This window comes from Vibrio marisflavi CECT 7928, from assembly GCF_921294215.1.
In the GTDB taxonomy this organism is placed as follows: Bacteria; Pseudomonadota; Gammaproteobacteria; order Enterobacterales; family Vibrionaceae; genus Vibrio; species Vibrio marisflavi.
The window spans coordinates 1,028,740-1,052,110 of record NZ_CAKLDM010000002.1 but is presented as its reverse complement, the minus strand read 5'-3'; the positions used below and the strand labels follow the sequence as shown (position 1 = coordinate 1,052,110).

General features: G+C 42.4%; 21 protein-coding genes. 8 read left to right on the top strand and 13 right to left on the bottom strand.

Features of this window, described 5'->3' with window-relative positions; translation table 11 throughout:
* Positions 1-99: 99 nt before the first annotated feature.
* From btuD to L7A31_RS11520, 3 genes are all read right to left on the bottom strand, one after another.
* Positions 100-855 carry a vitamin B12 ABC transporter ATP-binding protein BtuD gene (btuD, locus tag L7A31_RS11530; protein WP_237361663.1) on the bottom strand — a complete coding sequence of 252 codons (756 nt, stop codon included), beginning with the start codon at positions 853-855 and terminating at the stop codon, positions 100-102.
* The gene (gene btuC / locus L7A31_RS11525; RefSeq protein ID WP_237361662.1) at positions 842-1,837 is read right to left on the bottom strand and encodes a vitamin B12 ABC transporter permease BtuC; all 996 of its coding nucleotides are present in this window, start codon (positions 1,835-1,837) and stop codon (positions 842-844) included. The genes btuD and btuC overlap by 14 nt, the downstream gene beginning before the upstream one ends.
* 101 nt (positions 1,838-1,938) lie before the next feature.
* Positions 1,939-2,985, bottom strand: a complete 1,047-nt coding sequence (locus L7A31_RS11520) for a succinylglutamate desuccinylase (protein ID WP_237361661.1) — start codon at positions 2,983-2,985, stop codon at positions 1,939-1,941.
* Positions 2,986-3,382: 397 nt separating this feature from the next.
* On the opposite strand from L7A31_RS11520, the gene L7A31_RS11515 reads away from it, so the two are divergent.
* Positions 3,383-4,108, top strand: a complete 726-nt coding sequence (locus tag L7A31_RS11515; RefSeq protein WP_237361660.1) for an SDR family NAD(P)-dependent oxidoreductase — start codon at positions 3,383-3,385, stop codon at positions 4,106-4,108.
* Between the two features lie 8 nt (positions 4,109-4,116).
* Complete coding sequence (locus L7A31_RS11510) at positions 4,117-4,968, top strand: amidohydrolase family protein (RefSeq protein WP_237361659.1); 852 nt, start codon at positions 4,117-4,119, stop codon at positions 4,966-4,968.
* Positions 4,969-4,972: 4 nt separating this feature from the next.
* On the opposite strand, the gene L7A31_RS11505 is transcribed toward L7A31_RS11510, so the two are convergent.
* Together L7A31_RS11505 and L7A31_RS11500 are read right to left on the bottom strand one after the other, a co-directional pair.
* Entirely contained in the window at positions 4,973-6,148 is a 1,176-nt protein-coding gene (locus L7A31_RS11505) for a mandelate racemase/muconate lactonizing enzyme family protein (protein WP_237361658.1), read from the bottom strand.
* A 45-nt stretch (positions 6,149-6,193) separates the two neighbouring features.
* Positions 6,194-6,964 (bottom strand): class II aldolase/adducin family protein, encoded by a 771-nt coding sequence (locus L7A31_RS11500; RefSeq protein WP_237361657.1) that lies wholly within the window; start codon positions 6,962-6,964, stop codon positions 6,194-6,196.
* 507 nt (positions 6,965-7,471) lie between these two features.
* On the opposite strand from L7A31_RS11500, the gene L7A31_RS11495 reads away from it, so the two are divergent.
* The 6 genes from L7A31_RS11495 to cdd all read left to right on the top strand — a co-directional run bounded on the left by L7A31_RS11495 (position 7,472) and on the right by cdd (position 13,384).
* Positions 7,472-8,167, top strand: a complete 696-nt coding sequence (locus L7A31_RS11495) for a Rossmann-fold NAD(P)-binding domain-containing protein (RefSeq protein ID WP_237361656.1) — start codon at positions 7,472-7,474, stop codon at positions 8,165-8,167.
* A gap of 129 nt (positions 8,168-8,296) precedes the next feature.
* Positions 8,297-9,676 (top strand): L-cystine transporter, encoded by a 1,380-nt coding sequence (locus L7A31_RS11490; RefSeq protein WP_237361655.1) that lies wholly within the window; start codon positions 8,297-8,299, stop codon positions 9,674-9,676.
* A 109-nt stretch (positions 9,677-9,785) separates the two neighbouring features.
* The gene (sbcB, locus tag L7A31_RS11485) at positions 9,786-11,210 is read left to right on the top strand and encodes an exodeoxyribonuclease I (RefSeq protein WP_237361654.1); all 1,425 of its coding nucleotides are present in this window, start codon (positions 9,786-9,788) and stop codon (positions 11,208-11,210) included.
* 94 nt (positions 11,211-11,304) lie between these two features.
* Positions 11,305-11,670: a CidA/LrgA family protein gene (locus L7A31_RS11480; RefSeq protein WP_237361653.1), complete on the top strand. Its 366-nt coding sequence runs from the start codon at positions 11,305-11,307 to the stop codon at positions 11,668-11,670.
* The gene (locus L7A31_RS11475; protein WP_237361652.1) at positions 11,670-12,353 is read left to right on the top strand and encodes a CidB/LrgB family autolysis modulator; all 684 of its coding nucleotides are present in this window, start codon (positions 11,670-11,672) and stop codon (positions 12,351-12,353) included. The genes L7A31_RS11480 and L7A31_RS11475 overlap by 1 nt, the downstream gene beginning before the upstream one ends.
* Positions 12,354-12,496: 143 nt before the next feature.
* A complete protein-coding gene (gene cdd / locus L7A31_RS11470) occupies positions 12,497-13,384 on the top strand; it encodes a cytidine deaminase (RefSeq protein ID WP_237361651.1) in 888 nt (295 codons plus the stop codon).
* Positions 13,385-13,414: 30 nt separating this feature from the next.
* Here cdd and L7A31_RS11465 read toward each other — a convergent pair whose 3' ends face one another.
* The 8 genes from L7A31_RS11465 to L7A31_RS11430 all read right to left on the bottom strand — a co-directional run bounded on the left by L7A31_RS11465 (position 13,415) and on the right by L7A31_RS11430 (position 23,341).
* Entirely contained in the window at positions 13,415-14,629 is a 1,215-nt protein-coding gene (locus L7A31_RS11465; RefSeq protein WP_237361650.1) for a cyclic di-GMP phosphodiesterase, read from the bottom strand.
* A gap of 142 nt (positions 14,630-14,771) precedes the next feature.
* A complete protein-coding gene (locus L7A31_RS11460; protein ID WP_237361649.1) occupies positions 14,772-15,542 on the bottom strand; it encodes a substrate-binding periplasmic protein in 771 nt (256 codons plus the stop codon).
* Positions 15,543-15,677: 135 nt separating this feature from the next.
* Positions 15,678-16,961 carry a 4-aminobutyrate--2-oxoglutarate transaminase gene (gabT, locus tag L7A31_RS11455; protein ID WP_237361648.1) on the bottom strand — a complete coding sequence of 428 codons (1,284 nt, stop codon included), beginning with the start codon at positions 16,959-16,961 and terminating at the stop codon, positions 15,678-15,680.
* A gap of 34 nt (positions 16,962-16,995) precedes the next feature.
* Positions 16,996-18,423, bottom strand: a complete 1,428-nt coding sequence (locus L7A31_RS11450) for an NAD-dependent succinate-semialdehyde dehydrogenase (RefSeq protein ID WP_237361647.1) — start codon at positions 18,421-18,423, stop codon at positions 16,996-16,998.
* 31 nt (positions 18,424-18,454) lie between these two features.
* The gene (aguA, locus tag L7A31_RS11445) at positions 18,455-19,537 is read right to left on the bottom strand and encodes an agmatine deiminase (RefSeq protein ID WP_237361646.1); all 1,083 of its coding nucleotides are present in this window, start codon (positions 19,535-19,537) and stop codon (positions 18,455-18,457) included.
* Positions 19,538-19,550: 13 nt separating this feature from the next.
* Positions 19,551-20,417, bottom strand: a complete 867-nt coding sequence (gene aguB, locus L7A31_RS11440) for an N-carbamoylputrescine amidase (RefSeq protein ID WP_237361645.1) — start codon at positions 20,415-20,417, stop codon at positions 19,551-19,553.
* Between the two features lie 101 nt (positions 20,418-20,518).
* Positions 20,519-21,796, bottom strand: a complete 1,278-nt coding sequence (locus L7A31_RS11435) for an NAD(P)/FAD-dependent oxidoreductase (protein WP_237361644.1) — start codon at positions 21,794-21,796, stop codon at positions 20,519-20,521.
* A gap of 54 nt (positions 21,797-21,850) precedes the next feature.
* Complete coding sequence (locus tag L7A31_RS11430; protein WP_237361643.1) at positions 21,851-23,341, bottom strand: aldehyde dehydrogenase; 1,491 nt, start codon at positions 23,339-23,341, stop codon at positions 21,851-21,853.
* Positions 23,342-23,371: the final 30 nt, after the last annotated feature.

Here is a 23,371-nt window from a genome sequence, read left to right as displayed (position 1 = left end):
AACTGTCCTTAACATACTGTTTTTAAATAACATTCAAGAATAAGACTACACTCTTCGGCTTATCTATGAAGCACAACCATAGTGCATAGCGCACTAGAATCATTCAAAAATCAATATATTAGCTCCGTTTACTTTCTCTAAACTCACTTTTGTCTTAAATACCTGACTGATCAACTCTGGTTGCAAGACTTCCTCAACTAAACCTGACTCAACCAAGACGCCTTCTTCAAGTAAAACCACTTTGTCTGCGTGTTTAAGGCTTCTATTCAGATCATGGTTAGCCATAATAACCGTAATGCCTTGCTCTGATACTTGCTGGATGAGCTTATAAAGATATTTCTCTTGTCCTATATCTAGAGAAGCTGCTGGTTCATCTAACAGCAGTAACTTTGAGTTAGGGTTGATCGTAGGCCAAATTTGTAAGCATATCCCAACGAGTCGAACCCTTTGCCATTCCCCCCCGGATAATTGATGGATAGGCCGATGGAGTTTGTCTTCGATGCGCACTTCTCGTGCTAGATAGGAAATAGTTTCGTTTACGATAGCTTCCGTAGGGTTGCAACTAGAAGGTATCGACAAAACCAAATAACGGAATACAGGTATATTGAATGAAGGTCGTTCACTTTGGCATAAGTAAGCTCTTACTGAGGCTAACTCATGTAAAGTGTAATTTTTACTATCTACACCGTCGATTTCCACAGTGCCAGTAAACTGCTCGATAGCTGCAACAGCAGACAATAACGTGCTTTTTCCACTACCATTTGGACCGATTAGGTGGAGAACCTCTCCACGATGACATTCAAAGGACAAAGGAAGTAGCCTAGAGCCGACACTCAGCGAATTAATTCGAATCATAATTACGAATAAGCATCCAAATAAAAATTGGTGCTCCTATTGTTGTTGTAACAACGCCCAATGGTAATTCTCCACCACTGATTGATGTTCGTGCTATCAAATCAGCTAACACAACGAGCAAAGCCCCCGAAATCGCTGAACATGGCAGCAAATACTTATTCTCAGTTCCAATAGACAAGCGTACTAAATGTGGCACAACAAGCCCAACGAACCCAATGACTCCGCCCAAAGCAACAGCACAGCCAACAATAACAGAGATAGCAAGAATTAACTTCCAGCGAATTGTGTGTACATTCACACCAAGTTGTTTGGCATGAGTCTCACCGAGCATTAGCGTATCGAGTGTATTTCCCTGCGAGCATAACCACACAACAAATGGAAGGATTACTACTCCGAGGCTCAGCTGCCCCCAACTCATACCTGACACACTGCCCATTAGCCAGTACAACAACTGCCTTAGGTTCATGTTGTCGCTAAAATAAAACGCCCAAGTAATTGCTGCACTCGTTAATATCCCTAACGCTACGCCCACCAGCAACAATCTAGCAGTCGTCAACCTCATTCGTTTCGCCATAAAAACAAGGATACTCGTAAAGGCTAACGCTCCTGATATCGCTGCTATCATCATTCCAGTAGGCGTCGCCCAAAACGGCAGCAAAAAAAGTAAAATGACCATCATTAAACTTGAACCGCCTGATATCCCAAGTACACCCGGCTCAGCTAACACATTGCCTAACAAAACCTGTAGTACAGCACCTGAAACTGCCAATGATGCACCAATTAGAATTGCGGCAACTAACCTTGGTAACCTTAATTCAACAAGCAAAGTTTTTGACAGCTCGTTAAAGTGACCAAAAGGAGATATAAAAATCTGGCCAAATGACAAATACGCAATGCTAGCGACTATAAGTAAGGCCATCAATATACAGATTGCTCTACGCCATTGGCGGGTTCTTTGACTAAGGAGCTGACTAATTTCCATGACCACTATCGATTACTGAATACTAGAAACAAGAATGGCTTAACTATTATTGTTAAGCCAATCATTTTGAAGAAATGACATATTAAGAGTGAAGTCGAAAATCAATCGTAAACTAGTTGATCGTCTTCATATCGAGTTTTCACTTCGCAAACCATTAGGGCAGCTCTCTGACCAACAGCAACGTGCCGGTTTGGAAATACAACTGCTTCACCTTCATTTTTAGCCATAAGCGGCTTATCACCATCATGACCAAATACTTCACCATGCTTAAACGAAGTAAAGTTTTCCACATCATCAGAAAATAGGAAGTCGAAATCTTCGTTCAGACGAACAACTGTTCTGCTTACGCGGTAAATAACGGGTTTCTTCGGCTGCTGGTTAGAAGGACTGTTGGTGATCAGTTCTCGCAAAGCGACGTCGAAAGCTGCTAATTTCTCTAGCTGATTATGTCCAATTTTTGCCACCCGTCCTAGCTCAAGAGTTACTGCTTGGGCAGCAAAATTCTCTGCACTATACCAGCTAAATGTACCTGATGGAGCATTGGAGAGCAGTATCGCTTCTACGTGCCCTTTTTCTATAAACTCGACTAACTCCCTACTACGTACAGGGTGTCGAGATTTAGGGCTAACTGCAAATGAGTAATGTTTGGAAAGCCTGATTGCACAATGCAAATCTAAGTGCCAACGACGACTGCTATCCGTATTCTGATAGAACTGCTTCACTAAAGACTTTAATGTCTCAGCAATCACTCTCTCTTTAGTGATTGAGGTATCTTTGCTTAGAGGGTGCTCTTTAATATCAAATAGACGATTGAGGTTTTCCTCAACGAAACGCTTATGTATGTTTGTCGCTTCTGGGTGAGCAATAATAAACAAGCAGCGGTGTTCAATATTCAACAACCCACTTTCGATATCAGCTACTATCTTATCAACCAACTCCATTGGCGCAGTTTCATCACCATGAACACCGCAAGAAGCAACTATGTGTTTGGTATTTTCATCAAGATTAGCAGGGATAACTTCTAGGACACCTCGCTGATGAAGCTTAAGTACTATCCCACTAGCCAAGCTTTTTTGCTGCGGTAATACGTCTTGAGACAGGTTAAGTGAATCATGTAAAAATGATTGATTAAATAGAGATTGAGTCATGCGCTACTCCTTTAATGCACAGCGGTATGTTAATAAGTTGACGATACGATTTATACAAAGGAGATCGCAGTTATCATTAATAGATATGAAATACATGTAATCCATACTCTCAAATAAACGCAGCTTGTCAACGACACAACCACTACATCGACGAACTTTTTGTGTCGAGTTCAGCTTTGACAAGTATTCTAGCATGGAGTCACGCTAGTTATAACCTTGTTTACTTGAGAAAAATAGTAAACAATCTTATCTTTCATTTACTCAATAACATTCAACATAAAAATGGCAATGTTCTAATGCTATCCCGCCAGAAAGAGCATGTTTTTGCACTTCGATGTATCAGAACTGATTAAGTTAAGTTATGATTTTCGTTTCTCAACTCGCATATTAATAAATCATGAAAAAAACTTGTATTGTCACGGGCGGAAGCTCTGGTATTGGTCGAGCAATTGTTAACCTTTTCGAACAAAATAACTACCTAGTATTTAACCTTGATTTGCAACAAAGTGAGGTTGGGAATCACATTCACTGCGATATCACAGACCATAACGCTGTACAAAAGCATATTTTTCAAATAGCCGAACAGCACAGCATCGACGTATTAATTACCTGCGCTGGGATCCACTATTCCGCTACTATAGAGAATACTTCAGAGTCAGAATTACAAAGAGTTTTTGATATCAACGTCAAAGGTACCTACTCTGCTGTGCAAGCTGTTTTACCATCGATGAAAAAACAGCAATCAGGCTCAATTATCATTCTTTCCTCCGAGCAAGCTCTCGTCGCAAAGCCCAATTCATTTGCATACAACTTAAGTAAAGTGGCATTGGCGTCCATCGCAAAAACTACAGCACTTGATTACGCAAAATATAATATCCGTGCCAATGCTCTGTGTCCGGGCACAATAGAAACCCCACTGTATCACAACGCTATTGAGAACTATTGCAAGCGTTCTGGCGAAGATATGGACGAAGTACACAAGAGCGAAGCGGATCTACAGCCTTTGGGCAGAATCGGCCAGCCTGAAGAGGTTGCACAATATGCACTGTTCCTTGCAGGTGAAAACTCCACCTTTATAACAGGCACGACACAAGTCATTGATGGCGGATATACTGCTCAGTAGGTAGTTTGATGTTAAAGATAATTGACCCACACCTGCATCTATTTGACATCGATAAAGGTGATTATCATTGGCTAAAAGCAGAGAATCCACCTTGTTGGCCCGATAAAGAACATATTTGTCGTAACTTCAATGAACGTGATCTTGAATTAAATGGTAACTCTAATCTGGCGGGCTATGTTCATATTGAAGCCGGTTTTGATAATGTGCAGTGGTGGCGAGAAGTAGAGTGGCTTGAGAGCATTGCGGCTCTACCCTTTCGTTCAGTAGCCAGTGCCGATTTGACCAAAACAGCCTCTAAGTTTAAGTTCTACATTAAAAAGCTACATAGCTATCAGTCGGTAGTAGGCGTTCGGCATATATTTGATGATCAGGCTAACGAACTACTATCTAACAAAAATGTGATTGGTAATTTAGCTCAGCTAGATGATCATGGCCTATCTTTCGATTTACAAATGCTTTTAACCGATACCTCAGCTGTCAGTAAATTGATCACCAACATGAAGCAGTTTCCTACGCTGTCCATTATTATCAACCATGCTGGTTTCCCACCTCAAGTGAGTGAGCATGATTGGAATACATGGAAGAAAAACTTGTTAGCTCTTGGCCAATTCAGCAATATTGCGGTCAAGTGCTCTGGCTGGGAAATGGGTAACCGAAGCTACGACCAAAAGTGGCTCAAAAGCGTCATCAGTGAGTGTTTATCCGCCTTTGGTGAACACCGAGTAATGTTGGCAAGCAACTTTCCTTTATGCCTATTTTCAAAGCCGTATAAAGAATTCTGGCAGCAATATACCGACGTTACGACAAGACAAAAAAAGGCGTTGCTCCATGACAACGCCGTAACTTGGTATAAATTCTAAAGACTTACTTTACTGAAACATGTGGTGAGCGTTTAACCACCTCATCATTGAGCTCTATTCCAATCCCCGGAGTATCTGGGGCTTGGAAGAAACCATTTTCAGGTTGAGGGTCTTGAATGCAGAGTTCTCTATTCCAATCTTTGATTGCATACGTGTGATGCTCATGAATCAGAAAGTTAGGAATGGCCGTTTCTAAATGCAATGAAGCCGCTGTCGCTACTGGCCCGCCACAAACATGAGCTTGCACGCGAATATCATATACATCAGCATAATCACACACTTTCTTCGCTTCAGTGAAACCACCACATAGTCCAACATCCGGCTGCAAAACATCAATGCTCTGATCTTCAAAATACGGTCTAGCATCCCAACGATGATAGAGGCGTTCACCACCAGCGATCGGTACTTTTACATTGTCAGACACTTTTTTGTGGATAGCCGAGTTTAAGTAGTTAACTGGCTCTTCATACATCATGCAGCCCACTTCTTCTATGACTTCACCCATTTGAATTGCAGAAGCTGCACCCATTAATGAATGGGATTCAAAAATGATGTCCACGTCAGTACCAACTGCATCACGAATTGCTCTCAAACGGTTACCAAAGAGTCGCATTTGTGGTTGAGTAAACAACTTCGTTCTATCGAATGATGATTCACCATTGTGATCGTAAACAATGGGGTCAACTTTCACAGCATCATAGCCTTCAGCCACTGCTTTCAATGCGGCTTCAGCATACTCTTCTGGTTCGATCAGCTTTTTGCACTCTTTATCCCAGTCAAACTGCAATTGACTCGCGTACGTACGAAGTTTGTCGTTAGTCTTACCACCAAGGAGCTGGTATACAGGTAAGCCAAGAGCTTTCCCTTTAATATCCCAAAGCGCAGTATCGATGGCACTCATAGCAGCATAAAGAACTGGCCCACCACCCAAGCCCCAAAAGCTCTCTCTCAGCATTCTTGACCACAGGCGCTCTGTATCAAATGGGTTATATCCAACTAGTACTGCTTCTGCAATTTCTTTGACCATCGCAGCTGCCGCGCTATGGCCCCAGTCGTATGCTAAACCCGCTTCTCCAACTCCAGAAATACCTTCATCTGTATGGATGCGAACAAACACCGGATTCCATGGTGGCCTTTTGGGACAATGGATATCAAAAATTTCTATCTCAGTTACTTTCATTTTGAGGCTTACCTACTTTCACATTCGTATATTTATTGTTTATTTTTACTGGTCAAAATCTGGATATGCACGCTTTACTTTACGCATCATCGCAGGCCAAGCTGTTTGTCCACCTGTAATACCCGAATGAACAATGTTCGCTTGAGCTTTGATACCATCGACAATTGACTGATCGACATACTGAGGCTCTTGACCCGTTGCTTGAATTTGTAGCTGAATTTGACAGGCACGCGTTAAGTCGTACATGTGCATAAATGCGTCACCAATAGTTTTGCCCATTGTTAAAGCACCATGGTTTCTTAGTAGCATAAAATTGGTATTACCAAGATCATTTTGTAGGCGAAGCTTTTCTTCGTGATTAACCGCTAGCCCTTCGTAATCGTGGTAACTTAGCGAAGCCAAAGCAAACATAGAATACTGGCTAAGTGGCAACAGCCCTTCCTTTAGGCTGGCAATTGCAGCCGTATCATTGGTATGGACATGAAGAGCACATTGGTCGTCTGGGCGAGCCTCATGTACTGCACTGTGAATGGTAAATCCTGCAGGGTTTATCGTGAACGGACAACCAGGGTCAATAACATTCCCTTCAATATCAATTTTTACTAAATTCGAAGCAGTAACTTCATCGAACGCCAATCCAAATGCATTGATAAGAAGCTCTTCAGTGCCGGGGATACGAGCTGAGATGTGTGTATGGATCAAGTCATCCCAACCATGCATGACAAACAATCGATACGCTGCAGCCAATTCAACCCTTGTTTGCCATTCAACATCAGAAACTCTATTTTTTAAATCGAGTTGTGGAATTTCATACATGAGACACTTCCTTATAGGTGACAGTTACACCACTCTACTAAATTCATTTGCAATTTTCAAAGCAGATGTCTAGAAGTCCAAACATACATAACATAAACATTGATGATCAAAAGCGGACTTACACATATAAAACTCATTACATAGCCAAATTGGAGTATCTCTTCTATACTTTTCTTACTTTGAGCTCAAAGAGTGGCACGAACAATGCAGCAGTATTGCTGTTATTTAGGAGCAACAACGAGAAGGAGTTTCTATGTTTGCCAATCAAAACGCTAAAAGGCAGCGCCCGAGTAAAGGAGGAGGCGCCAACAAACAAAAACGAGTCCCACTATCGATGACATGAAGTCATTTTCAATGAAACGTTAATAAGGCTGGCCTCACTACTGTAATTTACCCATTCAGTAGTGAGCCAAGTGATAAAGTCTGTTCAACTAAGTATTTCTACCCTTTATTAGTTTTTGACTATGCTAACAATATCACCAAGCCTAAGTTAGATTGGAGATGGGCATGGGACAAGACAACAACAAATTCGTTGCCATAATAGCCGGCGGTTCAGGTATGGTTGGCTCAGAACTACTAAAAGAGATGCTGGAAGATAGTCCAATCTCGCACATATATGCCCTTACCCGAAGCCCACTTCCTTTTATGCATCCTAAATTAGAAATCATTCAGAACGAAAATTTGCATATCAATAACTGGGACGATAACAAACTAGTACCCAAGCTCGGTTTCATCTGTTTAGGCACAACAAGAAATCAGGCAGGTTCTTCCTCGGAACTCGAAAAAGTGGATTTTGGCCTCGTCTGCGAAGTGGCCCAAACGATGAAGCTGCTTGGTGTTACTCACCTTTCAGTAATATCCAGTTATGGCGCTTCAAAAAACACGCCTTCTCATTATTTAAGGTGCAAAGGCAAAATGGAGATAGCACTTTCAGGGATGGGATTTGAAAAACTACTAATAGTACGCCCAGGTCCTCTTGTTGGAATGCGTGACACTCCTCGAAAAAGTGAAGTTATCACTCTAGCTTTACTCGACCATTTAAAACCTATTATGCGTGGCCCATTAACCAAGCTCATTCCAATCAATGCTAGACATGTGGCGCTAGCAATGCTGTTTGGACTGCTCGATCCCAACCTAAAACGACACACCATTCTCAATAGTGATGACATTTTGACACTACTTAACGACTACCAGTCTCAATAATCCCTACTATGCTTTTATATCCATATTGGAATATCTTATGCTTTTATTTTATTTATAGAGTGCAAATAATTCCGATATGTTGGCACACAAATTGTGATAAAGACATTGAATATTATAAGGAAATAGTCCATGTCCCTAAGTTTCTTTGCGGCCATCGCCGTGTTCCTATTTATCTTGTTCTTCCTCTATCAACGACAACGTAGAAATAACACCCTTTCCCAGCTTGTTCTATTCGGGCTTATTCTTGGCAGTTTATTTGGATTAGGCATACATGTTGTTCTCGGTACGGGCAATCCCGTTATTCAACAGGTACTGGAATGGACAAACATCGTCGGTAGTGGGTACGTTGGTTTATTAAAAATGATAATCATGCCACTCGTGTTGGTCTCTATGATATCCGCGGTGCTAAAGCTCGACAAAGGTGGCTCTCTTGGAAAAATATCCGGAATAACCATTTTTGTACTGCTGCTTACTACAGCCATTGCCGCACTTGTTGGTATTGTTGTCACTCATGTGTTCGGCTTATCGGCTGCAGGTCTAACCGAAGGTGCGCGTGAAGCTGCCCGTGCCACCGTTTTGGAGAATCGCCTACAAAGCGTTCATGACCTAACGATTCCACAAATGCTAATCAGCTTCATACCAACCAATCCATTTGCAGACTTAACTGGAGCACGCTCGACTTCAATTATCGCCATCGTTATTTTTGGTGTACTAGCAGGTATCGCAGCAAGAAAAGTCGCTCATGAGAATAGTGAATTGGAGCCAACGATAAAGTCTATCGTAGACGCATCTCAAGCTATCGTGATGCGATTAGTACGAATGATCATGGCACTGACTCCATACGGTATTGCAGCTCTAATGGCAAAAGTAGTCGCAACTTCAAGTGTTGCTGACATTCTCAATTTATTTGGGTTTATCGTCGCTTCGTACAGCGCAATAATCCTCATGTTTGTTGTACACGGCTTGCTGCTTTCTTTTGTCGGTGTGAGCCCTAAGCAATACTTTAAAAAAATCTGGCCAGTACTTACTTTTGCATTCACTTCACGAAGCTCTGCTGCCACGATTCCTCTAAATGTAGAAACTCAAATAAACAAGCTCAACGTCCCACCAGCAGTTGCTAACCTTTCAGCCACCTTTGGAGCGACGATTGGACAAAATGGCTGCGCGGGTATTTATCCTGCAATGTTGGCAGTAATGGTTGCACCTACCGTCGGTATCAACCCCATGGATACACACTTCATTCTGTCACTCATTGCTATTGTTACTATCAGTTCATTTGGCATCGCTGGCGTGGGTGGTGGAGCCACATTTGCTGCACTGATAGTCCTTCCTGCGATGGGCTTACCCGTCACTATCGCTGCGTTGCTGATTTCAATTGAACCTCTTATCGATATGGCACGAACAGCTCTCAATGTCTCCGGAGCCATGACCGCTGGTACAATAACAAGCCGATTATTAAAGCAGCAAGATCTCAACCCTGATGGAGAAACAGCGTCACAACAAGCTTAGGCGTTGCGAATTTCTTGCAATATCAAAGCTATTTGGTAGATACTTGCAGTCACTAAGAGTGAATATCGATAACAGGTATTCACTCACTCCTCTGATAAGAATGAACCAAATGACCAGCACCACACAGCCAACTTTTTTCTTTTTTGATTACGAAACATGGGGCACCAACCCAGCAAAAGACAGACCTAGTCAATTTGCCGGAGTTCGAACAGACGAAGATTTCAATATCATTGGCGAGCCGTTGGTCATTTATTGTCAATTGCCACAAGATTACCTTCCCTCACCGGAAGCTGCGTTAATTACTAGAATCACGCCTCAGCAAGCTCAAGCCAAGGGGCTACCAGAGCCAGAGTTCATTGAGAAAATTCACAACGAATTATCTAAACCAAACACGACGAGTCTTGGCTACAACAGCATTCGATTTGACGATGAAGTGACTCGCTACACATGCTACCGAAACTTTATCGACCCTTACGCATGGAGCTGGCAAAATGGTAATTCCCGCTGGGACTTGTTGGATGTTATGAGAGCCTGTCACGCACTAAGGCCAGAAGGTATTAGCTGGCCTGAAAATGCCGAAGGGTTCACCAGCTTCAAACTTGAAGATCTATCCGTAGCAAATGGAATCGAACACTCAAACGCCCATGATGCAATGGCTGATGTTATCGCCACGATAGAGCTTGCCAAAAAGCTAAAGGCCGCTCAGCCCAAGCTTTTTAACTACTTTTTGCAAATGCGCCATAAGAAAAAGCTCAACGCGCTGATAGATGTTGTCAATATCACTCCACTAATGCATGTGTCTGGAATGTTAGGGCGAGAGTGCCAGTATACGTCGTGGGTCGCACCTATCGTCTGGCACCCAACCAATAAAAACGCAGTAGCTGTGGTTGATCTAGCAAAAGATGTCTCTCCACTTATTGAGCTTCCTACTGAAGAAATCAAACGTCGGTTATACACCAAACGAGACGAATTATCTGAAGATGAACTGCCTATCCCAATAAAGTTAGTTCACCTTAATAAATGCCCGATACTCGCTCCAGCTAAAACTCTAACGGCTGAGAATGCTGCTACGATAAATATTGATCGTAAGCGCTGTCTAGAGAACTTAGCTCTTATTCGTCAACACCCCGAAATTAGAGAAAAGCTTACTCAAATCTATTCGGAAGAGCGTATATACGAGGGTTCTGATGACGTAGATACTAAACTGTACGATGGTTTCTTCTCTCCGGCAGACAAAGCTTCGATGGAGATCATACGTTCGACTGCTCCGAACAACCTTGCGGCACTAGATATCTCTTTTAAGGATCCTCGCATCTCCCAACTACTGTTTAACTATCGTGCTCGTCACTTTAACTGGAGTCTTGATATTTATGAGCAAACTCATTGGGCGAACCATTGTCGGGACTATTTTGAGCGCAATCTACCAGATTACATGATTAACTTAGAAAACCTTGCGCATGATCATGAACAAAATCAGGCGAAAATGGCAATTTTGAAATCAGTGTATCAATACATTGAACAGCTGACATCATAGAAACTTTGGTATATAAAAGACCAACTCTGACGCTTTGGCCTATCGTTTAGATGAGTGCCAGCGTTCAGTCAGCCGTTCAAGCAAAGCGATTTATATGTTAGTTAACCTTCTTCAGTACCTAGTTTCTTTCTTACTGATCTTTATATGTCTATTTATAGGAAAGGGCATCCAATCTTTGCTGGGAGTTTCTATACCTGGCAGTATTTTTGGAATGCTGATTCTATTTGCTCTACTTGCGACAAATGTCGTTCCACTAAAATGGGTTAAGCCCGGAGCAAGTTTATTTATTCGTTACATGGTCTTTTTGTTTGTACCTATCAGCGTCGGCCTCATGCAGCATTTCGATGTACTAATTAGCAGTGCATTACCAATTTTAGCTAGCACTCTCGGTGGAACATTCATTGTGTTAGTGAGCCTTAGCTTCACTCTTGATCGATTGTTGAAAAGAGGAGCCAAGTGATGTGGTTCATTTTAACAGTCGTACTGTACATCATAGCCAAATGGATCAGCAACAAGGCAAACACACCATTTTTGAACCCACTATTAGTGAGTGTTGCTGCAATAATTGGTGTTCTGATCTTGTTCAATATCCCATTTGAGCACTACTACGCTCAGAACGAGTTTGTCACCTTTTTACTACAACCGGCGGTAGTGGCATTAGCTTATCCTCTCTATGAACAGCTTCCGCAAATAAGGCAAAATTGGAAAGTCATACTTTTGACCTGCACAATAGGCAGTTCCATGTCTATGTTCTCAGCGACTTTGCTAGCTGCTTATTTTCAAGCAAATCCAACCCTTTTAGCGAGTGTTGTGGCTAAGTCAGTGACAACCCCGATCGCCATGGTAATTTCAAGCCACTTAGGTGGAGAACCTGCTATCACTGCTATTTTAGTGCTTATTGTCGGCTTGTTTGGCTCTATTATTGCCTACCCAGTCTACTCAATACTCAATATTACACATCCAATTGCTCGCGGTTTGACTATGGGGACGGTTTCACATGCTCTTGGAACGGCAACTGCGGCAGAAAAAACAGAAAATGACGCTGCATATAGTTCACTAGCATTAGTTATCTGCGGAGTCATCACATCGATTCTCGCTCCAGCATTTTTTTCTCTTTCCATATGGCTTAGTCATTTCTTTTAAGTTCTCTTGAACATGGTAAATTGTGTGACATCACTTATAGTTTGCAAACTTGATTATTTTTGCATACTTTAAAGTGATTTTTATCACATTTTATTCTGTGCAAGCGCATAAAATATAACTTCATTAATGTCATAGGATTTGAAATGAGTATTCGACTTCAAGAAGCACTAGAGAAAGTGCCACCCCTTATTAAAGAGTATTTGTCATCCATTATCACAGCAGAAGGCTTTTCCGGTACGATATCTAAGCATGAATACAGTGAGCTACTTTCACTGTCTCGTTTATCAGATGAAGAGCTTAGAGTTTCACTGCTTCCAGTCGCTGCTGCATATTCATATGCACCAATATCTAACTTTCATGTTGGAGCAATAGTCAGAGGCCTATCGGAAACACTCTACTTCGGTGCTAACGTCGAATTTTTAGGTACTCAGTTGAGCCAGTCTATTCACGCAGAGCAGTGTGCTATTAGCCATGCTTGGATGAAAGGTGAAAAAGGCATTATCGATGTAACTGTAAACTATAGCCCATGTGGCCACTGTCGACAGTTTATGCGTGAACTCACAACCGCGCAGGATCTCAAAGTACAACTGCCTGAAAGAGATGAAATGTCTCTTGAAGAGTATTTACCAGACTCGTTCGGCCCAGAAGATCTTGGCATCACGGTTGGGTTAATGGGCGATGAAGATCACGGTAAGCAGTTACCTAATAGCGACTCGTTAGTCTCTGAAGCACTCGCTGCTCTTAATCAAAGCCATGCGCCATACAGTGGAAATCTTAGTGGTGTTGCATTAGAACTCACTAGTGGGCAAGTCTATAAGGGCTCATATGCAGAAAATGCAGCATTTAACCCTAGCCTTCCACCACTACAAGTAGCTCTAATTCAAGTGCTAATGGATGGAAAGAGCTTAACCGAAATTCGGTCGGCTGCACTAATCGAAATGTCTGGAGCTAGTTCGAGTCATCTTGCTGACACACAAACGACTTTAGAAGCGCTGAACCCTGACGTGCCAGTTTCATATATTTCTATATAGCACGATATAGTTCAGATCGCTTTGCATTAGCTAGTTGTAGTACGGCGATATATCGACTTCTAGAGCCGAAGGAGCAACAGCTCGCTCAATGGTAACTTCGTGTTTACTCAGTTTTACGTAACTAACATCGATAAAGTGACGATATTTACGAGAGTAAACACATTTTACTTCTGGCTCTAGCGGGTTGGATTCATTGCGTTCCCAGACAACTCCAACTCTCCCGTCGGATAACTCTACGACCGACCCTACCGGATAAATACCGATGCAATTTATAAATTTGTATACTAGCTCTTTATCGAGTTTATCTGGGCTCATATCCAGCATTATCTTGAAAGCTTCTGCTGAACTAATTCCCTTCTTATAACACCTGTCAGCCGTAAGAGCATCGTATATATCCACAATAGCACTCATCCTACTATGAACTGGAATCTGATCAGCAGATAAGGCATCTGGATACCCCGTGCCATCAAGTTTCTCATGGTGCATTAAACAGATATCACGGGCTACTTGGCTAATTCCATCAACTTTAGCAAGAATTTCCTTGGCATAAGTCTGATGCATTTTGATTTGTTCAAATTCTTCTTCGGTTAACTTACCAGGTTTATTAAGTACTTTATTTTCAACCCTGATTTTGCCAACGTCATGAATGATGCCGCCAATCGCAAGCTGTTTCAGCATTGCCTTATTCATATTTAGGTGTTTACCAAAGCTAACGAGTAAGCAGGAGACATTAACGGAATGTTCCAACAAATAATCATCTTTGTTGCGTAAAGCGGTTACACAGCGGATAGCATCAGTATCAACTAATGCAAAGTCGACAATTTTTTCAGCCCAAGAACTTATGTCATCAACTAAAGTCGTTCTTCTTTGGAATGTGTTGGTAAGTAGTTTATTGGCGAGATCTCTCGCTTGCTCGACTAATACCTTAGCCTTCTTTTGCTGAGAATCTCTAGTGGCGAGTTTACGCTTCTCTCTGACTTCCTGAAGTGATTGGCGTTCAATGGGATCAACTAGCTGTATTGGTTGAGATTGAATTTCACACTTCTCGCATGAAAGTTTCTTATCAACCCAAGCAAATTTGACTCCATTATCCACTAGCTTTTTGATTGAGGTTGGACAATGGACTCTACCAGCATTTGCGAGCGTGATATTATCACTCTCTTCAATTGCTGTAACAAACATCCCTACGCTTAGCTTTTCTATAGATATCCTTATCGATTTTGCCAATTCAAAATCAACACGCATCTAAATGTCTACTCCTATCCCATTGCATGCCACATAATTACATTAATGTTAAAAATATTTCAAGAACTATTTATAAATATATCAAATGTAAATTAGGTTAATCACACTAATATTCACCCATGCTCATATAAAGAGCAAGATATTACTTCTCTGCAGTTAAACTGTATTGGGAAATAATTTTGGCATATTCGTCAGACACTAAAAACTTAGCTATTTCTGCATTAATTTTCGGTAGCTGTTTTATATAGTTCGATTTATTGGAAACCATAATTTTCATTAAGTAAGGGTCAAAGCCGACGGGCGTTTTAATGATTTTGTCCTGTAACTTATTTTGTTTTATCTGATAGTTAGCAACAATATCACCTCCAATGTAAAGATCCGCCCTTTTTGTCGCTAGAAACTGAATTGCTGGCTTAATGTTGTTTAGGTAAGTTGTGTTTATCTTAAATTCTGAAAAGTTCTTTTTGTACCAACCATTTCCCAAATAAGTCACTACTGTAAGGTCTTTGTCTGCTATATCTTTTGGCTTCCTAATTTCATTGATGGAAGCCAACCTTTTGTTGCCTTTGTATGTATAGACACTGTTGTACATATCGTAGACAGATTGGCCGCTTGCTGTTGAATACTTGGTCCGATCTGATGTTTTAGTCGTAATCATGAAATCAACAGTACCGAGCTCTACGTATGACTGACAACGTTTCCAAGGGAGCTGTATATACTCAACTTCCATACCAAGATGGTTTACAAACATCACTTCTACCAAATCGATAAAAAGTCCGATAGGTTTACCCGAGGCATCTAATGAATGAACAGGAGGCCAAGGATCAAAACAAAATGATATTTTCTGCTTTTCTGCATATGTATAATTGGCCCAAAAGAAACCAAAAATTAGAGTAATAAGTAATTTTTTCATCCTGAGTAATCACCGTAATTTCCCTTTACGTTTTTTAAATGTAGCAGTTAATTCCAAGATTCATACGCAAAAAAGTCGCCCTCATTCCATAACGAAACAAGGGCGATAATTAAATATAGGGATGACTGCTTAAGGTTAAGAGTTCACACCTTCAATGGACAAAATTATTTCCGATAGCTTGTCTAGTCCTTCTTCTAATACTTCTGGTTCAATCGTAAGAGGTGGTAACAATCTAATTACATTAGCTTTTATGCCACATGAAAGAAGTATTAAACCAGAGCCTTGCGCATTCGCAATCACATCCTTGGTAAATTGTTGTAAGGGTGCACCTGAATTAGGGTCAGTAAACTCGATCGCTATCATTGCACCCAAAGCACGAATATCTCCAATACTTGAGACTTTTCTTTGTAGATCACCCAGATTTTTAGACGCTACTTCTTCAATGGCAAGTGCTGCATGACAAAGCTGTTGCTCCTCAATTACTTTGAGAACTTCGAGCGCTGCCGTACATCCCATCGGTGATCCTGCGTAAGTTCCGCCTAGGCCGCCGACATTCGCAGCATCCATTATTTGGGATTTACCCACAACGGCAGATATTGGAAACCCTCCTGCAATACCTTTCGCCATCGTCATTAAATCAGGCTCAATATCGAGATATTCGGTAGCAAACATTTTGCCTGTTCGAGCAAACCCAGTCTGAATTTCATCTGCAATCAATACTATTCCATGTTTATCACAGATAGCGCGTATCCTTTGTGCCCACTCTGTTGGCGCTTGGTAAAAACCACCCTCTCCTTGAACGGGTTCAAAAATAATTGCAGCGACGCGGCTAGGCTCAATATCACAAGTAAATATATCCTCTAGTGCTGCTAAGCTCTGCTCATTAGATACACCATGAAATTCATTTGGGTATGGTGCGTGATAGATTTCTCCCGGAAAAGGCCCGAAGCCAGCTTTATATGGCGCTACTTTTCCGGTTAATCCCATGGTCAGATTGGTCCTACCGTGAAAGCCTCCTTTGAACGCAATCACGCCACTTCGTTTAGTGTGGGCGCGAGCAACTTTGACCGCATTTTCTACGGCTTCTGCTCCTGTTGTAAGAAATATGGCCTTTTTCTGGCTCTCACCTGGCGCTAAATTTGTCAGCTTCTCTGCTAACTCAACAAAAGACGGGTATGGCGTAACCATCGCACAAGTATGTGAAAATTGATCAATTTGATTTTTAACAGCTTCAATAATACGTTGATTGCTGTGACCTGTATTTGTCACTGCTATCCCTGCTGCAAAATCAATATATTTATTTCCTTCCACGTCCCAAATGTGTGCGTTTTTTGCTTTGGCAACATACAACGGATACGCCGCGCCCATACCGTTTGCGATCACTTGACTTCTTTTTTCGTGCCATTGGTTATTTGTCATTTTTTGTTCTCCACAATGATATTTCTTTGCACTATTACATCCCACCAAAACATAGGTATTTCACATCCATGTATTCATCTAGTCCTTGCTTCGCACCTTCTCTACCAATGCCGGACTGTTTTACACCACCAAATGGCGCAACCTCGGTTGAAATGATTCCATCGTTAATACCAACCATGCCATATTGCAACGCCTCAGCGACTTTCCAAATTCGATGTATATTTTGGCTATAGAAATACGAAGCAAGGCCATAGACTGTGTCGTTTGCCATATCAATAAGCTCCTCATCGCTATCAAACTTGATGACAGGCGCAACAGGGCCAAATATCTCCTCTTGTACACCTTTCATACCATGCTTCACGTCTCTGAGAACAACAGGAGCCATAAACAAGCCACCATAAGGTTGTATCGGTTTAACGGGCGCAGCTCCTTGGTCGACAAAGCGATCAATGATCGCTTGGATATTCTCTTTCGCCTTGGCACTTATCACTGGACCAACACTCACCCCATCTTCTAGTCCATTACCAACCTTAAGCTTACTAACTGCTGTAGCAAACTTTGCGACGAAATCATCATAAACATTACTGTGAACATAAAATCGATTGGCACAAACGCATGTTTGACCAGCATTTCTAAATTTGGATGCAATTGCGCCTTCTACAGCTTTGTCGATATCCGCATCATCGAACACAATGAAAGGAGCATTGCCACCCAACTCCATCGAAGTCCGCTTAATATCTTTTGCACACTGCGTCATCAGAATGCTACCGACTCGTGTCGAGCCAGTGAATGAAAGCTTACGAATCAACGGGTGTGTCGAGAAAATTTGCCCCACTTCCTCTGGAGACTCTCCCAACACAACTTGCAACACATCACGATCTATACCCGCCTGATAAGCAAGTTCTGCGATAGCAAATGCCGATAGTGGAGTAAGTTCAGAAGGCTTTATAACAAACGAGCAACCAGCAGCTAAAGCTGGACCCGCTTTTCTGGTAATCATTGCTATTGGAAAGTTCCATGGAGTGATCGCGCAGGCAACACCAATAGGCTGCTTAATTGTCACTAGGCGCTTATCGCCACTCGGCGCTGGTATGCTGTCTCCATAGCTGCGCTTTGCTTCTTCGGCGAACCACTGGATAAAGCTCGCACCATACAACACTTCTCCACGGGCCTCAGTAAGAGGTTTCCCTTGCTCAGTCGTCAAGATTCTCGCTAAATCCTCTTGATTATCAATGATCAATTGATACCAACGATTCAGCTTCTCAGCTCGTACTTTCGCGGGCAGTGCTGCCCAAGCCGTTTGAGCGATCTGGGAGCGCTCAATAGCATCCATAATTTCGTTGTTGTCTTGCTTCGATACATGCCCTATCGTTTGACCATTAGCAGGGTTTACTATAGATAGGGTTTGATGACTTTCTTCAGTCATTTTGGTTAACAAACTGGCATTGTTGATATTGTTCATGGCTGTAACCTTTCGTATTTGTTGTCAAAAGCTACGCAGGAATATGCTGGGTGATACAATGAATATTTCCTCCCCCCAACAAGACTTCCCTTGAAGGAATTGGCACTATTTCATAATCAGGTAAAGAAGATTCTAAGATTTTGACAGCTTCTCTATCATATTGTTCACCGAATTGCGGTAGAAAAACATGCTGATTTACCATCAAAAAATTCGCATACGAAGCGCTTAACCTCTCTCCCTCACACCTTAACATGCCACTACTTTTTGAGATCGTTTTTACCTCTTCTTGCTGGTAGTAAAGCGGATCTGGTAGCGGCAATTTAATCACTTCAATGTCCCTACCCTTAGCATCAGTTTGACCATTTAGCTCCGAAAGAGTTTGCCGAGAGCGGTGATACTGCGGGTCTTGCGGATCTTCAGTCCAACTCAGCACTACTTTTCCCGGCCCAATTACATGAATAAGGTTGTCGATATGCCCATCCGTCTCATCATTGTATAAACCGTGAGTCAGCCAGATAACTTTTTGTATGCCAAGATACTCTTGCAAGTAGAACTCGATTTGCTCCATTGATAAGTGTGGGTTTCTGCCCGGACTTAATAGACATTCCTTCGTGGTGTATAAAGTTCCTTCTCCATCAGTATGAATAGCCCCACCTTCAAGCACGAATGGTGCTTGGTAGTAATCAATATCTAGAGCACTACAAACCGACGGAGCGACAAGATCGTCATGTTGCCAATCTTGATACAATCCATTAAATTCACCACCCCATGCGTTAAATTGCCAACTGACACCGCGTTTATTGCCAAGCTGATCAGTCAGAACTGTTGGTCCTATGTCTCTCATCCAAGAATCGTTGTAGTCCATTTCAACCACTTTAATTCTTTGGTCTAGAGAAGACCTCGCGTTTTGATATTGAGCAGCACTCACAGCAATATATACGTTTGCCACTCTAGCAATTTCATTGGCAATCTTGGCGAAGTTGTTCTGCGCAGGTATCGCATTATCTCTCCAGTTGTCGGGACGTTCAGGCCAAGCCATCCACACATCGGATACAGGATCAAATTCAGCTGGAAACGAAAATCCATCTTGCTTAGGTGTTGAATTCAATTTCATATCACCTCCGAAGTCAGACAGAAAGTTGCATTAAGTCTTGATATAGGTCTGGCCTGCGGTCTCTAAAAAGCCCCCAAGATTGACGAGCTTTTTGTGATTCTGCCAAATCGAGCTCAGCATAAATGATCTCTTCTTTGTCTCGACTCGCCTCGACAATTTTTGCACCAGTATGATTTGTGATAAACGATGAGCCATAGAACGTGGTCTCAATTCCATCATCAAACTCTTTACCAGTTCTATTCGACGCCAGCACTGGAACCATGTTTGCCGCCGAATGACCTTGCATCGTTCTTTGCCAATGATCTCGAGAGTCCAAGGTTTTATCTTGCGGCTCTGAGCCAATCGCGGTTGGATAAAAAATAGCTTCGGCACCATTTAGTACCAAGCTACGAGCTAATTCAGGGAACCACTGATCCCAACATATCCCAGCACCGAACTTACCAAATCTTGTTTGCCACACTTTAAAACCTGTATCACCAGGGCTGAAATAAAACTTTTCGCTATAACCCGGTCCATCAGGAATATGAGATTTCCTGTAGTTCTCTAACACGGTTCCATCTGCATCGATCATGACCAGTGAATTGAAAAATGTGTTTCCACTGCGTTCAAAATAGCTAACTGGGATAACTACATTCAGCTCTTTTGCCAAAACACTCATGTGCTGTATAAGCTTGCTACTTTCACACGTTTCCGCCAATTCAAAATATTTTGCTTCTTGTTTCTTGCAAAAATATGGGGCAGCAAACAGTTCTTGAGGCACTATAACGTTTGCCCCATTACTAGCCGCAGTCCGAATAGCTTCTGATACTTTTTTCAAGTTGTTTTCTAAATCCCAACTAACAGAGAACTGTAGTACAGCAAAAGTAACCATTTTACTCATGAAGTCTTCCTTATTTTTCATGCAGTAACCCACCCATATGGCTAAATGGGTTACGTTGAGTTAGATATAATTGAACTTGTATTACGCTTCTAAGCGCCTAGCTAAACAGCGAGCTTATCTCGAAGGTTGTAGTAGGCTGCACCTAGCGCAGTGAGAGGGATCTGGAAATGTCTCCCACCCGGGAATGAATAGTGTTTTAGTGAGGCAAAAGCATCAAACCTCTCGGAATAGCCAGACAATTTTTCAGATAGCAACTTGCCAGCTAAATGGGAGCATGTGACTCCGTGTCCGCTGTACCCTTGCAAGTAGTAGAAGTTATCTTCATAAGCGCCGAACTGAGGCATACGTGAGTATGTCAGGAGGAAATTGCCTGTCCAAGCATAATCCACTTTAACCCCAGCAAGTTGTGGGAATACCTTTTCCATTTTCGGGCGAATTAGGGCTTCCACGTTTTGTGGATCTCTTGCGCCGTAAACAACACCGCCACCAAACAAAAGGCGCTTGTCGGCTGTTAATCTAAAATAATCCAGTAGGTAATTGCAGTCTTCGACACAATAATTTGAGGGTAAGATTGTTTCTAGCTGCTGCTCTGACAGCGGTTCAGTGGCCACAATTTGTGTACCGCAAGGAATCGCTTTGTTACTGATTTTGGGCTCGATTCCACCTAGATAAGCGTTACCTGCCATGACGACAAATTTTGCTTTAACCTGACCAAATTCAGTATGGACAACTGGCTGTTTTCCCTTGTCGAGTTTAGTCACCTTCGACTGTTCAAAAATGCGCCCTCCCAAAGAGCTGATCGCTCGCGCTTCACCAAGAGCCAGTTTCAGTGGGTGAATATGACCACCACGCATGTCGAGCATTGCCCCAACATATGAGTTGCTACCCGTCGCTTGTGCGACTTGATGGGCGTCCATAAGCTCGAGTTCGTTGTGCCCAAACCTTTCCCAGTTGGCTTTTTGTTCTTCAAGACCTTTGAGCTGTTTGCCATTCAACGCGGCAAAAATAGCACCTGCTTTAAAATCACATTCGACATTATATCGTTTGATAATATCGCGAATAATATCGCCACCTTCAAAAATCATGTTGCACAGTGCGCTGGACGTATGTTTGTTATAGCGGCTTTCAATTACATCCACATCTCGGCTATAACTGTTAACGATTTGACCACCATTTCTGCCTGTCGCCCCAAACCCTACTTTGCTCGCTTCAAGCACGACGACGTTGTAACCTTTTTCGCTCAAATGAAGTGCCGAAGACAAACCACTAAACCCAGCTCCAACGACACAAACGTCACATTCAATACTTTCGCGTAACTGAGGATAGTCTGGCATGTCAGCTATAGAATCAGCGTAATAGGAACAAGTATGTGTATTCATTGTCATTTCCTTTGCTCAATATCAGATTTTAACACTACGTTAGCTATCACAAGCTTATTGGTTTGGCTGTAAACGAATCCACGTCGTTTTGGTTTCAGTGAACTTTTCAATCGCGTGAATTGATTTGTCCCGTCCATTGCCGCTCATCTTGAACCCTCCAAACGGGACCGTCATATCACCTTCGTTGTAGTTGTTTACCCAGACTGTTCCTGCTTCTAACTTTTTCGCCACGCGATGCGCTCGATTGATATTGTCAGTCCAAAGAGCCGCGCCCAATCCATATTTTGAATCGTTCGCGATTTCAATCGCCTGCTGCTCAGTTTTAAAAGGAATGACGCACAACACCGGCCCAAATATTTCTTCTTGAGCCACACGCATCGAGTTATCAACATTGTCGAGAATACATGGCGATACAAACGCACCATGCTCAAGAGTCTGCTCGCCACCTCTTAGCAAAGCACCTTCCTCAACACCTAGTTTGATGTATTGCTCTACTTTGTCTTTGTGCTGCTGATCGATAAGCGACCCCATGCAAGAACTTGGGTCGAGAGGATCTTTCGGTTGAAAGCGCTGTGCAGCGGAGAGCACTTTATCGATGAACTGATCTTTAATGCTTTCATGGACCAACAAACGCGTAGCAGCGACACACACTTCACCTTGGTTATAAAAACATCCGGCTGCGGCAGCTTCTGCCGCGTGATCAAGATCTTCATAATCATCGAATACAATATTGGCGTTTTTGCCACCAGCTTCAGCCCAAACTCGTTTTAGGTTACTTTCCCCTGAGCTCACCATTAATTGACCAGCTACTTTGGTGGAACCAGTAAAAGTAATGCAATCAACATCGCTGTGCGTTGCCAATGCATCACCAGCTTCATGTCCATAACCTGTTACAACTTGAAATACCCCTTTAGGCAGACCCGCTTGATTTGCCAACTTACCCAAATAGATCGCCGTCAGTGAAGACTTCTCTGATGGTTTGAGAATGACACTACAACCTGCAGCTAACGCTGGCCCTAGCTTCCAACACGCTATCCATAATGGGAAATTCCATGGTACAACTGCCGCAACTACACCAACAGGTTGATGAGAAATAAATGCATGGACATCTCTTTCTGTCGTCGCGACTTCCCCATAACATTTATCAATGGCTTCGGCGTACCAACGAATAGCGCTAGCAGAACCCGGGATATCTGTAGAAAAACTGTGATCGATAGGTTTGCCCGTATCTAATGTTTCTAGTAGAGCTAGCTCTTCTTTATTTTGCTCGATTAGAGCGGAAAATTGACTCAATATACGTTTACGATGTTCGGGAGCACTATCACTCCACTCTCCTGAATGAAAAGCTTGTCGAGCAGCCTTAACTGCTATATTTACGTCTTCTTGGGTGCATTGAGCGACCTCAGCAATACTTTCATTTGTCGCTGGGTTAACCACTTCAAAACGTTGACCGTTGATAGCGGGACAATACTCTCCGTTAATAAACGCGTTAGTTTCGATTTGCAGGCGGTCTTTAAGTTCTAGCCATTCTTGCTGAGTTTTCATATTGCTCCCCAATTAATGAGACGAGTGTTG